Annotated in this window: 15 protein-coding genes; 11 read left to right on the top strand and 4 right to left on the bottom strand. The window is 68.0% G+C overall.

Going from position 1 to position 13,395, the window contains the following annotated elements; all coding sequences use genetic code 11:
* Positions 1 to 7: 7 nt before the first annotated feature.
* The 10 genes from dapA (at position 8) to ABD156_RS39485 (ending at position 10,439) form a co-directional block, all read left to right on the top strand.
* Positions 8 to 952: a 4-hydroxy-tetrahydrodipicolinate synthase gene (gene dapA, locus ABD156_RS39530; protein WP_344286159.1), complete on the top strand. Its 945-nt coding sequence runs from the start codon at positions 8 to 10 to the stop codon at positions 950 to 952.
* A 2-nt stretch (positions 953 to 954) separates the two neighbouring features.
* A complete protein-coding gene (hpaE, locus tag ABD156_RS39525) occupies positions 955 to 2,463 on the top strand; it encodes a 5-carboxymethyl-2-hydroxymuconate semialdehyde dehydrogenase (protein WP_344286158.1) in 1,509 nt (502 codons plus the stop codon).
* Positions 2,460 to 3,512 (top strand): 3,4-dihydroxyphenylacetate 2,3-dioxygenase, encoded by a 1,053-nt coding sequence (hpaD, locus tag ABD156_RS39520; RefSeq protein WP_344286157.1) that lies wholly within the window; start codon positions 2,460 to 2,462, stop codon positions 3,510 to 3,512. Before hpaE ends, hpaD begins: the two co-directional genes overlap by 4 nt.
* A gap of 103 nt (positions 3,513 to 3,615) precedes the next feature.
* Positions 3,616 to 4,560, top strand: a complete 945-nt coding sequence (locus ABD156_RS39515; RefSeq protein ID WP_344286156.1) for an AraC-like ligand-binding domain-containing protein — start codon at positions 3,616 to 3,618, stop codon at positions 4,558 to 4,560.
* Positions 4,561 to 4,713: 153 nt separating this feature from the next.
* The gene (locus ABD156_RS39510) at positions 4,714 to 5,481 is read left to right on the top strand and encodes a MoaF C-terminal domain-containing protein (RefSeq protein WP_344286155.1); all 768 of its coding nucleotides are present in this window, start codon (positions 4,714 to 4,716) and stop codon (positions 5,479 to 5,481) included.
* An 11-nt stretch (positions 5,482 to 5,492) separates the two neighbouring features.
* Positions 5,493 to 5,879 (top strand): nuclear transport factor 2 family protein, encoded by a 387-nt coding sequence (locus tag ABD156_RS39505; RefSeq protein WP_344286154.1) that lies wholly within the window; start codon positions 5,493 to 5,495, stop codon positions 5,877 to 5,879.
* Positions 5,880 to 5,971: 92 nt separating this feature from the next.
* Entirely contained in the window at positions 5,972 to 7,150 is a 1,179-nt protein-coding gene (locus ABD156_RS39500) for an ABC transporter substrate-binding protein (protein ID WP_344286153.1), read from the top strand.
* A 31-nt stretch (positions 7,151 to 7,181) separates the two neighbouring features.
* Entirely contained in the window at positions 7,182 to 8,042 is an 861-nt protein-coding gene (locus tag ABD156_RS39495; RefSeq protein WP_116199195.1) for a branched-chain amino acid ABC transporter permease, read from the top strand.
* A complete protein-coding gene (locus ABD156_RS39490; RefSeq protein WP_344286152.1) occupies positions 8,029 to 9,747 on the top strand; it encodes a branched-chain amino acid ABC transporter ATP-binding protein/permease in 1,719 nt (572 codons plus the stop codon). Before ABD156_RS39495 ends, ABD156_RS39490 begins: the two co-directional genes overlap by 14 nt.
* Positions 9,744 to 10,439, top strand: a complete 696-nt coding sequence (locus tag ABD156_RS39485) for an ABC transporter ATP-binding protein (protein ID WP_344286151.1) — start codon at positions 9,744 to 9,746, stop codon at positions 10,437 to 10,439. Before ABD156_RS39490 ends, ABD156_RS39485 begins: the two co-directional genes overlap by 4 nt.
* Before the next feature lie 46 nt (positions 10,440 to 10,485).
* Here ABD156_RS39485 and ABD156_RS39480 read toward each other — a convergent pair whose 3' ends face one another.
* Together ABD156_RS39480 and ABD156_RS39475 are read right to left on the bottom strand one after the other, a co-directional pair.
* A complete protein-coding gene (locus ABD156_RS39480; protein ID WP_344286150.1) occupies positions 10,486 to 10,815 on the bottom strand; it encodes a nuclear transport factor 2 family protein in 330 nt (109 codons plus the stop codon).
* A 29-nt stretch (positions 10,816 to 10,844) separates the two neighbouring features.
* Positions 10,845 to 11,600 carry an SDR family oxidoreductase gene (locus ABD156_RS39475; RefSeq protein WP_344286149.1) on the bottom strand — a complete coding sequence of 252 codons (756 nt, stop codon included), beginning with the start codon at positions 11,598 to 11,600 and terminating at the stop codon, positions 10,845 to 10,847.
* A 71-nt stretch (positions 11,601 to 11,671) separates the two neighbouring features.
* Between ABD156_RS39475 and ABD156_RS39470 the strand changes: the two genes are divergently transcribed.
* Entirely contained in the window at positions 11,672 to 12,364 is a 693-nt protein-coding gene (locus tag ABD156_RS39470; protein ID WP_344286148.1) for a TetR/AcrR family transcriptional regulator, read from the top strand.
* Positions 12,365 to 12,488: 124 nt separating this feature from the next.
* On the opposite strand, the gene ABD156_RS39465 is transcribed toward ABD156_RS39470, so the two are convergent.
* Both ABD156_RS39465 and ABD156_RS39460 read right to left on the bottom strand, forming a co-directional pair.
* Positions 12,489 to 12,938 carry a hypothetical protein gene (locus tag ABD156_RS39465; RefSeq protein ID WP_344286147.1) on the bottom strand — a complete coding sequence of 150 codons (450 nt, stop codon included), beginning with the start codon at positions 12,936 to 12,938 and terminating at the stop codon, positions 12,489 to 12,491.
* A complete protein-coding gene (locus ABD156_RS39460; RefSeq protein ID WP_344286146.1) occupies positions 12,935 to 13,390 on the bottom strand; it encodes a hypothetical protein in 456 nt (151 codons plus the stop codon). The genes ABD156_RS39465 and ABD156_RS39460 overlap by 4 nt, the downstream gene beginning before the upstream one ends.
* Positions 13,391 to 13,395 lie beyond the last annotated feature (5 nt).

Here is a 13,395-nt window from a genome sequence, read left to right as displayed (position 1 = left end):
CCACCCCATGAGGTTCCGCAGTACCCCGAACGCCATCACCGGCTCGATCGCGCCGCTGATGACCCCGTTCACCGCCGACGGCGCCGTCGACCACGAGAGCCTGACCAACCTGGTCAACTGGCAGATCGCGTCCGGTTCGCACGGCGTTTCGATCGGCGGGTCCACCGGCGAGCCCGGTGCGATGACGGTGGCCGAGCGCGCGGAGACGATCCGCACCGTCGCCAAGGCGGTGGGCGACAAGGTTCCGTTCATGCCCGGCACCGGTTCGGCGAAGCTCGACGAGACGCTGGAGCTGACCTCCGAGGCGCGCGACGCGGGCATCGACGCGGCGCTGATCATCACCCCGTACTACGCGCGGCCCACCCAGGAAGCGCTCTACAGCTGGTACGCCACGGTCGCGAAGGAATTCCCGGACCTGCCGATCGTCGCCTACAACGTGCCGAGCCGGACGTCGGTCGACCTCGCCCCGGAGACGGTCGCGCGGCTGTTCCGCGATTTCGACAACTTCGTCGGGATCAAGGAGACCACCAAGGACTTCGAGCACTTCTCCCGCGTACTTCACCTGTGCGGCAAGGAATTGCTCGTCTGGTCGGGCATCGAGCTGCTGTGCCTTCCGCTGCTTTCCCTCGGCGGCACCGGTTTCGTGAGCGCGACCGCCAACATCGCCCCGGCCGCCAGCGCCGAGATGTACCGCGCGTGGACCGAGGGCGACTTCGACCGCGCCCGCGAGATCCACTACGGCCTGCACCCGCTGGTCGACCTGCTGTTCGTCGAGACCAACCCGGCCCCGGGCAAGTGGGTGCTGGAGCAGCGCGGGCTGATCCGCTCGGGCTTCGTGCGGCCGCCGCTGATCACCCCGACCGAACCGGGCATCGCCCGGATCACCGAACTGATGCGCCAGGGCGAGCAGTACCTCTCGCCCGTCGACGGCTTCACCGTGGAAGGAAAGTGACCATGACCGCGCACTACGTTCCGGAGAACCTGCCGGAGCACATCCGCCACTACATCGGCGGAGCGCCGGCCGACAGCGTCTCGGGCGACACCTTCGAGGTGCTCGACCCGGTCACGAACAAGCCGTACATGACGGCTTCGGCGGGCAAGGCCGAGGACATCGACCTCGCCGTCGCCGCGGCGAAGGAAGCCTTCGACCACGGCCCGTGGCCGAAGATGCTGCCGCGCCAGCGCGCCCGGATCCTCAACAAGATCGCCGATCTGGTGGAGAGCCGCGACAAGCAGCTGGCCGAGCTGGAAACCTTCGACACCGGCCTGCCGATCAAGCAGGCGCTCGGCCAGGCGCAGCGCGCCGCGGAGAACTTCCGGTTCTTCGCCGACCTGATCGTCGCGCAGGCCGACGACACCTACAAGGTGCCCGGCAAGCAGGTCAACTACGTCAACCGCAAGCCGGTCGGCGTCGCCGGGCTGATCACGCCGTGGAACACGCCGTTCATGCTGGAGAGCTGGAAGCTCGCGCCGGCGCTGGCGGCCGGCTGCACCGTGGTGCTCAAGCCCGCCGAGTTCACGCCGCTGTCGGCGAGCCTGTGGGCGGACATCTTCCGCGAGGCCGGCGTGCCGGACGGGGTGTTCAACCTCGTCAACGGCCTCGGCGAGGAAGCGGGCGACGCGCTGGTCAAGCACCCGGACGTCCGGCTGATCTCGTTCACCGGCGAAACCACCACCGGGGAAACGATCTTCCGCAACTGCGCGCCCGGGCTCAAGGGCATGTCGATGGAGCTGGGCGGCAAGTCCCCGGCAGTCGTGTTCGCCGACGCGGACTTCGAAGCGGCGCTGGACTCCACGCTGTTCGGCGTCTTCTCGCTCAACGGCGAACGCTGCACGGCGGGCAGCCGGATCCTCGTCGAACGCCCGATTTACGAGGAGTTCTGCACCCGCTACGCCGAACGCGCCCGCAACATCGTCGTCGGCGACCCGCACAACCCGGCCACCGAGGTCGGCGCGCTGGTGCACCCGGAGCACTTCGACAAGGTGATGAGCTACGTCGAAATCGGCAAGACGGAGGGGAAGCTGCTCGCCGGCGGCGGACGTCCGGAGGGTCTCGACACCGGGAACTACGTCGCCCCAACGGTGTTCGCCGACGTGAAGCCGGACGCGCGGATCTTCCAGGAGGAGATCTTCGGCCCGGTCGTGGCGATCACGCCGTTCGACACCGACGAGGAAGCCCTGGAGCTGGCCAACAACGTCAAGTACGGCCTGGCCGCCTACGTCTGGACCGCCGACCTGACCCGCGCGCACAACTTCGCGCAGAGCATCGACGCCGGGATGGTCTGGCTCAACTCGCACAACGTGCGCGACCTGCGCACGCCGTTCGGCGGGGTCAAGGCGTCCGGCCTCGGCCACGAAGGCGGCTACCGCTCGATCGACTTCTACACCGAACAGCAGGCCGTGCACATCACGCTCGGCGACGTGCACACGGCGCGCTTCGGGGCCGGGAAGGACAAGGCATGACCACGACCCCGCCGGACGTCATCCGCTGCGCCTACGCGGAACTCATCGTCAGCGACCTCAAGGCGTCGCGAGAGTTCTATGTGGACATTCTCGGCCTCGTGGTGACCTACGAAGACGACGAAGCGGTCTACCTGCGCGCGTTCGAGGAATACCTGCACCATTCGCTGATCATCCGCAAGGGTGCGGAGCCCGCGCTGTCCGTGCTCGCGTACCGCGTGCGCAGCGAAGCCGAACTTGACGTCGCCGAGGCGTACTACCGGGAACTCGGCGTCCAGGTCCGCCGCGTCCCGAAGGGCACCACGCGCGGCATCGGCGAAGCGGTGCGCGTGGTGGACCCGCTCGGCTTCCCGATCGAGTTCTTCTACGAGGCCGAGCACGTCGAGCGGTTCACCCAGCGCTACGACGTGCACGGCCCTGGCGCGCTGTCGCGGCTGGACCACTTCAACGTGAACACACCGGACGTCCCGGCCGCGCGGAAGTATTACGAGGGCCTCGGTTTCCGGGTGTCGGAAGACATCGTGGACGACGAGGGCACCGTGTACGCGGCGTGGATGTTCCGCAAACCGACCGTGCACGACGTCGCGCTCACCGGCGGCGCGGGCCCGCGGCTGCACCACATCGCGTTCGCGACGCACGAGCGGCACCAGATCCTGCACATCTGCGACCACCTCGGCGCGGTGCGGAAATCGGACCAGATCGAGCGCGGCCCCGGCCGGCACGGCGTGTCGAACGCGTTCTATTTGTACGTGCGTGACCCGGACGGACACCGGATCGAGATCTACACCCACGACTATTACACCGGCGACCCGGACAACCCAGTGATCAGCTGGGACGTGCACGACAACCAGCGTCGTGACTGGTGGGGCAATCCGGTGGTGCCGAGCTGGTACACCGAGGCCTCGCGGGTGCTCGACCTCGACGGGAAGCTCCAGCCCGTCGAGGAACGGACCGAGACGAAGGAAATGGACGTGACCATCGGTGCGGACGGGTTCTCCTACACCCGCACCGACGACACCGCCCGGGGTTTCAAACTGGGCGAACAGGTCTAAGGTGCGTCCCGTCCGTGAAGGGCTCCTTGAAGGAATCTGATTCCCTCAAGGAGCCCTTCACGGACCATCAGCAGCGGTACCGGCACTTCGACGGAGAGGTGACATGATGACGGCAATCTTGCAGACGCCGACCACGGTCGCGCAGGACTTCACGGAGTTCCGGTCCGCTGTCCTGCGGTCGTTCGTGCCGCTGCAGGTGAGCACCGAGCACCGCGACCGGTTCCACGGCAGGCTCCGCACGCACGAGGCGGGCGAGATCGCGCTCACCGAGATCACCGCGTCGCCGCACGCGGTGGAGCGCACGCCGGAACTGATCGCCCGCGCGGACCGGCCGTGCTACAAGCTGAGCGTCATGCTGGCCGGCACCGGAATCCTCACCCAGGACGGCCGCGAGGCAGTGCTGCGGCCCGGCGACGTCGCGCTCTACGACACGAACCGGCCGTATTCGCTCGTGTTCGAAGAGAATTTCCGGACGCTCGTGCTGATGTTCCCGCAACAGCAGGTCGATCTGCCGCGGGATCTGGTCGGTCAGCTCACCGCGGTGCGGATGTCCGGCCGCTCCGGCGTCGGGAACGTGGTGGTGCCGTTCCTGGCGCAACTGGGCGGGAATCTGGACGTGCTGACGAGCCCGGTGGGCGTACGGCTGGCGCACAACGCGGTCGACCTGCTGACCACAATGCTGGCCACCGAACTCGACCTGGACCGCACGGCGGCCGACCCGCACCACGACTTGATGCGGCGGATTCGCAGTTATATCGACGCTAATCTGTCTCGGTCTGATCTTGGTCCGGCGCAGATCGCCGCGGAGCATTACATCTCGACGCGGCATCTGCACGGGTTGTTCCAGGAGCAGGGGACGACGGTGGCGGGGTGGATCCGACAGCGGCGGTTGGAGCATTGCCGCCGGGATCTGCGGGATCCGTTGCTGGCGGCGCGTCCGGTTGCGGCAATCGCGGCGCGATGGGGGTTTGTGGACGCGGCGCATTTCTCGCGGGTGTTTCGGGCGGCGTTCGCGCAGTCGCCTAGCGAGTTGCGCGCTCGGGGCTGAAGCCCGCCAAAACAGGTACGGCGCTCCCGGACAACGGGGGCGCCGCTTGTCGTTTCCGCCCCGAACCCCTGGTATTGACCGCGAGCGTCCGGCAGTTGCCCGCCAGCGCATGAACGTTCGCTCACCGGCCGGGGCGCGGCGAGCATGATGGGCATGTCCGACCCTTCCCCTGACGAATGGCGCACCTACGACGAGTTCGCCGCCGGGATCGACACCTACCGGCTGCCCAACGCGGACCTCACCGGGCGGGAGCTCACCGTCACGCTCGATGACGGCGCGAAGCTCGAGTTGCGGTTCCTCGACGGCGAACGGCTCACCCTCAACGGCGTCGAGGATCCCTACGACGCGGTCGCCGTGCGTCCCGACGTCTTCTTCGTGAACCTGCCTCTGACGAGCGTCGAGGGCGAATCCCTCACCGTCGTCTACTCGACCACCACGCACCGCGCGATGACCGTGCGGTCGGTGATCGGCGACGAGGACGTCGAAGGCACGCCGCGGGTTTCGCAGACCTTCCACGCCGGCACCACCGACGGCGGCGAGCCGACCGGCGACGTGCCCGGGCCGTCGCGGGACCTCATCGGCAAGCGCAACGTCTACCGCTACAGCCCGAATCACCTGTACGAGCACGTTTATCTCTCCTCCGAACGCTACTGCTGGCAGTGCGTCGAGGGCGTGCAGCGCGGGCACGGCGACGTGGACATGTCGACCGTCTGGAAGTTCGCCGACGGCCTGTACCTGTTCTGCTTCCGGGAGTTCCGCATCGCGGTGGCCAGCGTGTGGCTGCACGACCTCGGCTACGACCTGCGCACCACCGGCGTTTTCCTCGGCATCACCGGCGACGGCCGGTCCGAGCATTCCCGCGCGGGCGGGCACATCTACCCGCTCGGCTCGATCAGCTACCCCGACGTCCAGCCTGTCTAAGGAGTTCTCCTGTGTCCAATTTGGACGTGATCACCGCGCACTACGAGGCCAGCGATCGCGGCGACCTCGACGGCATGCTCGCCCCGATCGGCCCCGAAACCACCTGGACCGAGGCCGCCGGATTCCCCTACGCGGGCACCTACACCGGCCCGGACGAGGTGAAGCGCAACGTCTTCGAGGCGATCGCCCGCGACTGGGACGGCTACCAGTTCACGTTGTCCGCGCTGCTGGACGCCGGTGACTCGATTGTCGGGCTCGGGACGTACACCGGCACGAATCGCAAGTCCGGCAAGGCTTTCACCGCCCGGGTCGCGCACGTGTGGAAGTTCGACGGCGACAAGGTCGCGAGCTTCGAGCAGATCGTCGATTCCGCCCCGGTCGCCGCGGCGACCGACTGAGTCTCTCGCGAAACGGCGGTGCCGGTCCTTCCCCCGGCACCGCCCCCCTTCTCCCCTCCCCCTCTGGTCACTGTGGACCGGAAAGCCGAGCCATGATGAGAAAGTTCCTGCCCGCGCTCGCCTCGGCCGTGCTCGTCACGCTGGTCGCGGCGGGCTGCGCGGGCACCGCCGATCCGAACGGACCGATCGTGGTCGGCTCGGTCAACGCGCTGAGCGGACCCGCCACCTTCCCGGAATCCTCCCAGGCCGCCAAGGCCGTCTTCGACGCGGCGAACGCGGCGGGCGGCGTGCACGGGCGCAAGATCGAATACCACGCCATCGACGACAAAGGCGACCCGGCGGCAGCGGCGGCCGCCGCGCGCGAAATCGTCGGCGGCGATCAGGCAGTCGCGCTGGTCGGTTCGTCCAGCCTCATCGAATGCCAGATCAACGCGAAGTACTACCAGCAGGAGAAGGTGCTTTCCATCTCCGGCATCGGCGTCGACCCGTCGTGCTTCACCAGCCCGAACATCGGGCCCGCCAACGTCGGTCCGTTCCACGACATGACGCTGACCCTGCTGTACGGCTCCGAAGTGCTGCACCTGCAGGACATGTGCGCACTGCTGGAAATCGCCGGGAACACGTTGCCATACTACCGCGCGGCCATCGACGAATGGTCGAAAATCACCGGCAAAAAACTGAAGTACGTCGACGCCACCGTGCCGTACAACGGCTCCGACTACACGCCGTACATCGTCAAGGCCCGCGCGGCCGGCTGCAAAGCGGTGACGGTCAACCCGGTCGAGCCGGACTCGATCGGCCAGCTGAAAGCCGCGCAGGCACAGGGTTGGAAAGATGTGACCTGGCTGCTGCTCACGAGTGTCTACAGTGAACAGTACGCGAAGGCGGTTTCGGACGCAGGCAAGGGCGTTTACGTCCCCGCCGAGTTCTACCCGTTCACCGACCCGTCGAGCCCGCGCACCAAGGAGTGGCGGGATCTCATGACGCGCAACAACATTCCGCTGACCTCGTTCAGCCAGGGCGGTTACCTCGCGGCGAAGTACTTCCTGCAGGTGCTCAACGGCATGCAGGGGGACATCACGCGGGAATCGGTGACGAAGGCGCTGCGCGAGATGAAACCGATCACCGATCCGATGGTCGGCACGCCGTACGTGTTCGGCCCCGGGCAGACGCACCACGACAACATCGCGGGCTGGCCGGTCAAGCTCGCGACGGGCACGAACCGGTGGGAAATCGCCGGTACCGACTGGCTGCGGATTCCGCGGCGCTAGCCCGATCCACTCTGGAAAGAGGAGAACTGCAATGGTGCAGGGAGCGCTGGCCGGGCTGGCCGCCGGCGGGCTTTACGCGGTGCTGGCGGTGTGCCTGACCTTGATGTCCCGTCTGGTCCGCGTCGTCAACTTCGCCCAGGCGGCCACCGGCATGTTCGGCAGTTACGTCGGGGTGGCCTTGTCCGTCCACGGCGGACTGCCGGAGTGGCTGGCGGTGGTGCTCGGCGTGCTGCTGGGCGGGTTGCTGAGCGTGCTGATCGGCTGGGTCGTCTCGACCTGGCTGGCCGAAGCAGGCACCGGCACCCGTTCGGCGGTCACCGTCGCGGTGCTGCTGCTGTTGATTTCGCTGTCGTTCATCCTGTTCGGCAACAAACCGCAGCCGTTCCAGGCGTTGCTGGCCGGTCCGGCCTTCACCGTCGGCGGCGTGGTGATCAGCCAGGTGACCGTCGTGACGGTCGCGCTGGCGGTGGTGATCGCCTTCGCCGCACGGCTGATCTTGACCAAAACGCCCGTCGGCATCTCACTGCGCGCGTTGTCGGAACGCCCGACGACCGCTGAGCTGCTGGGTATCCCCGCGAAACGGCTCAGCGCCGCCGTCTGGGGCGCCACCGGCCTGATCAGCACCATCATCATCGTGATCGTCGCCCCGTCCCAGTCGAACGACGCCACCTCGCTGGCCATGCTGGTGGTGCCCGCCGCGGCGGCGGCCCTGCTCGGCGGGTTCCGCCGGCTGGACCTCGCTGTCGTCGGCGGGCTGGTGCTCGGCATGCTGCAGGGCGCGCTCGCGCAGGTCGACCAGCTTTCGGTAGTGCGGAATTTCGTCCCGTTCCTGGCCATCGTCGGCCTGCTCGTGTGGTCTCAGCGCAAGGAGGTGTGGGATGCAGCTCGCTGACCGGGGCGCAGTGTCCCGCTTCGGAACCCCACTGGTCGTCGCGGTGGTCGCGGTGCTGGTCGGAATCGGCCTGACTGTCGGCCTCAACGGCTACTTCGCCTACCTCGGCGTAAGCGTCGTAGTAGCCGCCATCGCCCTGCTCGGCTTGGGCGTCGTGACCGGCAGCGCCGGCATGATCTCCTTGTGCCAGCTGACTTTCGGCGCGATCGGCGCGTGGGTCGTCTCCGCACTGAATGTCGCCAACGCTCCTGGCGGCTTCCTCTTCTGGCTGCTTCTGGGCGGTCTCGCGGCAGGCGTGGTCGGTGTCCTCATTGGACTTCCCGCGCTGCGTCTGCGCGGGATCAACCTGGCGGTGGTGACGCTCGGTCTGGCCGCGGCCGCCGATGTCACCCTGGTGGAAATCCAGTTCCCCGGCACCACCGACGGCGTTTCGGTGGACCGGCCGTCCCTGGTCGCCGACGACAACGCGTATTTCCTGCTCTGCGTGATCGTCCTGATCATCTGCGCGTTGGTCGTGCACTTCCTCCGGCGCGGTCCGTGGGGCAGCAGCTGGGCCGCGGTGGCGTTCTCCGAACGCGGCACCGCTGCGGCAGGAGCCAGCGTCCGCACGGCCAAGCTCTCCGCCTTCGCGGTCAGCGCCACTCTGGGCGGCATCAGCGGCGGTCTGCTCACCGCGCAGGTCGGGTTCGCTTTCCCGACCAGCTTCGCTCCGCTGCAGTCGCTGGCGTTGTACGTGCTGGCCATCATGTCCGGTGCACACCTGATTGACATGGCAGTGTTCGGCGCTGTCCTGTGGGTCGCCGTACCGGAGCTGCTGAAGCGATGGGGAGTCCCGCAAGACTGGGGTTACGTGATCTTCGGCCTGCTGGGCATCCAGGCTCTGGCCGGACGCGGCAACCTGGGCACCGCGATCCGCGAACTCTGGCGTCGCCGGTCGAGGGCCAGCGCTGGCGTCCAAATCACCGCGCTGGACGAAGAACCTCCGCGCTTGCCACCCGGCGAACCGGTGCTGGTGGTCCGCGGTTTGAGCGTCACTTTCGGCCAAGTCAAGGCACTGTCCGGAGTGGACTTAGCCGTCCCGAAGGGCGGAGTACTAGGCGTAATCGGCCCGAACGGCGCCGGGAAGTCCACTTTGGTCGACGCCATCAGCGGCTTCCTGCCCCAAGCTCAAGGGACCGTGGAACTGGCCGATCGCCCACTCACCGGCAACCCGACACAACGAGCCCGCTCCGGTCTCCGCCGTACCTTCCAGCAAGACCGGGTCCCGTCGGGACTGACCATCGAGGCGTACGTCCGTTTCGTGGCCCGCCGACGCCCGCCCGCCGCCGAAGTCGCTGCCGCGCTGGAGTTCTTCGGTTGCCCGCCAGCGGGAACGCCGCTGGACCGGGTCGATGTGGGCGCACGCCGGTTGGTCGAGGTCGTCGGCCACCTCATGGCAAAGCCCCAGGTGCTGCTCCTGGACGAGCCGGCGGCGGGTCTCCCGCACGAGGAACACGTGGCCTTCGGCGAACGCCTGCGTCAGGTCCCGGCCAGATTCGGCGTCTCGGTGCTGATCATCGAACACGACCTCGACCTGGTCCGGTCCGTCTGCGACACCCTGACCGTGCTCGACTTCGGCGAGGTGCTGGCCAGCGGCCCGCAGGCGGAAGTGCTGGCCGATCCCGCGGTCCTGAAGGCATACCTGGGCGAAACGGAGATGCTGTGAGCACGCTGCGCATCGAAAACCTGACCGTCACGCGCGGTGCGGGACCCGTCATCGCCGACGTCGGCCTGACCCTGGAACCGGGCAAGATCACCGCGCTGGTCGGCCCCAACGGCGCGGGCAAGACCAGCCTGCTGGAAGCGTTGTCCGGCGTGATTCCCGCGGCCTCCGGGACTATCCACGTCGGACACACCGACGTCACCAAGCACTCGCGGGTGTCCAGAGCGCGGCTCGGATTGGCGCACGTCGAGCAAGGACGGGCGGTCTTCGCCAGCCTGACCGTGCTGGAAAACCTGCGCCTGACCGCCAAAACCCCCGCCGGGGTGGACGAAGTCCTGGCGCTCTTCCCCGAACTGGAGAAGCGCAAGAACTCGCCCGCCGCACTGCTGTCCGGCGGCGAGCAGCAAATGGTGGTGCTGGGCCGAGCCTTCGCGGCGAAGCCCAAGTTCCTGCTCATCGACGAGATGTCGCTGGGCTTGGCTCCCGCCGTCTTCACCAGGCTTCTCCCGGCGGTCACCGAATTCGCCAACGCGGGCGCGGCGATCCTCCTGGTGGAGCAATTCACCCACCTGGCGCTGAAAGTCGCGCAGGAAGCTCTGGTCGTCTCCTCCGGCAAGGTCACCTACGCCGGGGAATCGCAGCCCCTGCTGGACAATCCGGACACGCTGCACCAGGCGTACCTGGGCACCAACTGACCCGGGGCGTGGGCGTTCCGCGGTGGGACGCCCACGCCCCGGCCGGTCAGCCTTCGCGGATGGTCATCTTCGCGAGCCGGTCGCCGTCGACGTCGAAGACGAACTTCGACCGTCCGTTGGCGTGGTTGCTGCGCCAATCCCCGACGACGGTGACGGTGTCGCCGGAGACGGTGACCTCCTCCGGGGTCAGGACGCCGCGCGAGCCGATGAACTCGACGTCGCTCCAGCCCTTGATCTCAGTGCGGCCACTGAACGACCGGCCCCAGTCGTCCACGACGCCCTTTTCGGTGAACGCGTCGAGGAACGCGGCGTCGTCGTGCCGGTTCACCGCGTCGACGAACGACGCCACCGGTTCCGGAATCTCCACTTCGGACATTGCGTTTCCCTTGCTGTCGCGGGTGAAACTCAGCGGGTGGTGTAACCGCCGTTGGCGAAGACAGTCTGCCCGGTGATCCACCAGCCGGACGTCGCGAGGAACGACACGATCGGGGCGATGTCCTCGATCTTGGTCAGCTGCCCGCCCATCGCCTGCGACTTGTGGAATTCCACCCGTTCCGGGGTTTCCTGGCCGTAGAAGAACGGCGTGTCCATCGGGCCGGGCCCGACCGCGGTGACCGAGATCCCGCGCGGGGCGAATTCCTTGGCCGCGGCGCGGGTGAAGTGCTCGACCGGGCTCTTGCCGCCCGCGTAGGTCGAGTACCCGTCGGTGAACGCCGCGAGCAGGCTGGTCACGATCGTGATGACCTTGCCGCCGTCGGCGACGTTCTTGCCCGCTTCCTTGATGAAGAAGTACGCCGCCTTCGAGTTGATGTCGAACATCGAGTCGTACTCGTCCTCGGTGGTCTCGGTGATCGGCTTGCGCAGCACCTTGCCCACCGTGTTCACCGCGACGTCGATCTTCCCGAGCGCGGCCTCGGCATCCGCGAACAGCTTCGCCACGTTCGCCGGGACAGTGAGGTCGCCGGTCAGGAGAACGCCCTTGCCGCCGGCCGCCTCGACCGCGGCGAGAGTCTCCTCCGCCTGCGGACGGGTCGACGCGGAGTTGTAGTGGATCGCGACGTTCGCGCCGGCCTGCGCGGCCTGCCTACTGATGAGCCCGCCCAGGTTCTTCGCCCCGGCGGCGACCAGGACGTTCTTGCCTTCGAGAGTGTGGCCGGTCATGGGTGACTCCTCCGTCTCTTTATCGCTGATATGCATCAATGTATCAGTGCAACAGCGGCTACCATAGCGGTGTGACACAGATTGCGAACGCGGATACACGGACCCGGCTCCTGGACGCCGCCGCCGAACAGGTCGCCGCGACGCCGGGCGAGGACATCTCGCTGCGCGCGATCTGCGCACAGGCCGGGGTGAAAATGCCGACGCTGTACCACTTCTTCGGCAGCAAACAGGGCCTGCTGGACGCGGTCGTCGAGCGGGGTTTCGACCTGTACCTCGCGGAAAAGGGCGCCCACGAACCGTCCGGCGACCCGATCCAGGACCTGCGCGACGGCTGGGACGCCCACGTCGCCTTCGGAATCGCGAACCCCGGCTTCTACACGCTCATGTACGGCCAGGTCCACCCCGGCCACGCCCCCGCGGCGCAAGAACGGCCCAGCGCGATGCTCCGCGCCCTGACCAAGGCCGCCGCCGACCAAGGCCGCCTGACGGTCCCGCCGGACCAGGCGGCCGCGCACATCCTGGTGGCGAACATCGGGGTCACGTTGCGGCAGATCATCCTCGCCGAGGAGGACCGCCCGCTGTCGGCGGCCGTCCGGGAAGGCGCGATCGCCGCGATCACCGGCACCGCGCCGAGCGCCGCCGACAGCAAGCACGCGGACATCCACCGCGTTCTGGAGCACGCCGCCGCGAACCCGGAAATCCTGGGCGCTGAGGAAACACAACTGCTGACCAAATGGCTTCGAACCCTGGCGGAAGCGGACTGACCTCGCTCCACGCCCCGCTTCCGCAGAAGTCCGTGAGGGGAACCCTGAGGGACTCTGATTCCCCCAGGGTTCCCCTCACGGACCTCCGCAGCGCGCACCGAGCCGGGCGAGAAGCGGGGAACGGTTAGGCGGCGGGCTGGTCGATCCGGTCGGGAAGCGGGTCCCCTTCAGGAGAGTCCGCGGCGAAGACCGGCGTAGTCCCCGCCATGCTGAGGTACCCGTCGATACTGCACCTGATCGCGAACCCGTACCCGTCGGAGGTGCTCGCGTAACCGGCGGGCGGCGGATCCTCGAGGAACTCCGTCGCCCAGCCCCGGTCGCGCCACGAACGCATCGTCAGGTCGAGGTACTGATCGGCCGTCGCGGCGGTGGCTCCGAGCACCCAGTAGGCGATGTCGAAGAACCGCCGGGTTTCGTCGAGGCCGAAATCGTCGGACAGGGTGACCCCGCGGTGAAAGGCCGCGTTGGGCAAGCCCGGATGCCGCCGCACCAGTGCCGATCCGGGCGGCAGGGCGCGGAGCGTTTCGGTGAAGTGGCCGAGCAGCCGGGCCCGGGCCTCGGCTTGAGTCGTCACGTCGGCTGACCGGCGGCTTCGCGGAGAACCTTCGCGGCGGCGTTTCGCACGTCGTCCAGCACCCCGGTGGCCCACGCTTGCGTGTCGGCGTCCTTGAACTGGCTGTCCACCACGCCGGTGAGAACGGTGGCGGCCCGCGCCATCGCGGCGGCCAGCGTGCCGACAGCGTCTGCCACCTGGTCGACCCAGTCGTCGCCGTAGGCGTCGGACACGACCGCGACCGGCAGCTGTTCGACGTTGTAGAAGGTCCGGCTGGCCTCGCGCGCCGCCGCCAGAATCGCGAACATCCGGTCGGCGAGCGCATCGCGTGCGCGCGCGACCGGGTGTCGCGGATACGTCATGGCCTCGCGGCCGAGCAGGACCTCGACTTCCCGGGCGATCACCACGGCCTTGTCCACGAACCGCCGGTTGGCCTCAGCGGTCTTCGCCGCCCAGTCCCCCTCGAACGTCATCCGGC

The sequence above is a fragment of the Amycolatopsis albidoflavus genome, from assembly GCF_039525725.1.
In the GTDB taxonomy this organism is placed as follows: domain Bacteria; phylum Actinomycetota; class Actinomycetes; order Mycobacteriales; family Pseudonocardiaceae; genus Amycolatopsis; species Amycolatopsis albidoflava.
Note: the sequence above shows the minus strand (reverse complement) of the source record. Positions and strands in the feature narration are given on the sequence as shown.

Coding starts and splice junctions, on each gene's coding strand:
- dapA (WP_344286159.1), top strand. CDS start 8: ATGAGGTTCCGCAGTACCCCGAACGCCATCACCGGCTCGATCGCGCCG.
- hpaE (WP_344286158.1), top strand. CDS start 955: ATGACCGCGCACTACGTTCCGGAGAACCTGCCGGAGCACATCCGCCAC.
- hpaD (WP_344286157.1), top strand. CDS start 2,460: ATGACCACGACCCCGCCGGACGTCATCCGCTGCGCCTACGCGGAACTC.
- ABD156_RS39515 (WP_344286156.1), top strand. CDS start 3,616: ATGATGACGGCAATCTTGCAGACGCCGACCACGGTCGCGCAGGACTTC.
- ABD156_RS39510 (WP_344286155.1), top strand. CDS start 4,714: ATGTCCGACCCTTCCCCTGACGAATGGCGCACCTACGACGAGTTCGCC.
- ABD156_RS39500 (WP_344286153.1), top strand. CDS start 5,972: ATGATGAGAAAGTTCCTGCCCGCGCTCGCCTCGGCCGTGCTCGTCACG.
- ABD156_RS39495 (WP_116199195.1), top strand. CDS start 7,182: ATGGTGCAGGGAGCGCTGGCCGGGCTGGCCGCCGGCGGGCTTTACGCG.
- ABD156_RS39490 (WP_344286152.1), top strand. CDS start 8,029: ATGCAGCTCGCTGACCGGGGCGCAGTGTCCCGCTTCGGAACCCCACTG.
- ABD156_RS39480 (WP_344286150.1), bottom strand. CDS start 10,815: ATGTCCGAAGTGGAGATTCCGGAACCGGTGGCGTCGTTCGTCGACGCG.
- ABD156_RS39475 (WP_344286149.1), bottom strand. CDS start 11,600: ATGACCGGCCACACTCTCGAAGGCAAGAACGTCCTGGTCGCCGCCGGG.
- ABD156_RS39460 (WP_344286146.1), bottom strand. CDS start 13,390: ATGACGTTCGAGGGGGACTGGGCGGCGAAGACCGCTGAGGCCAACCGG.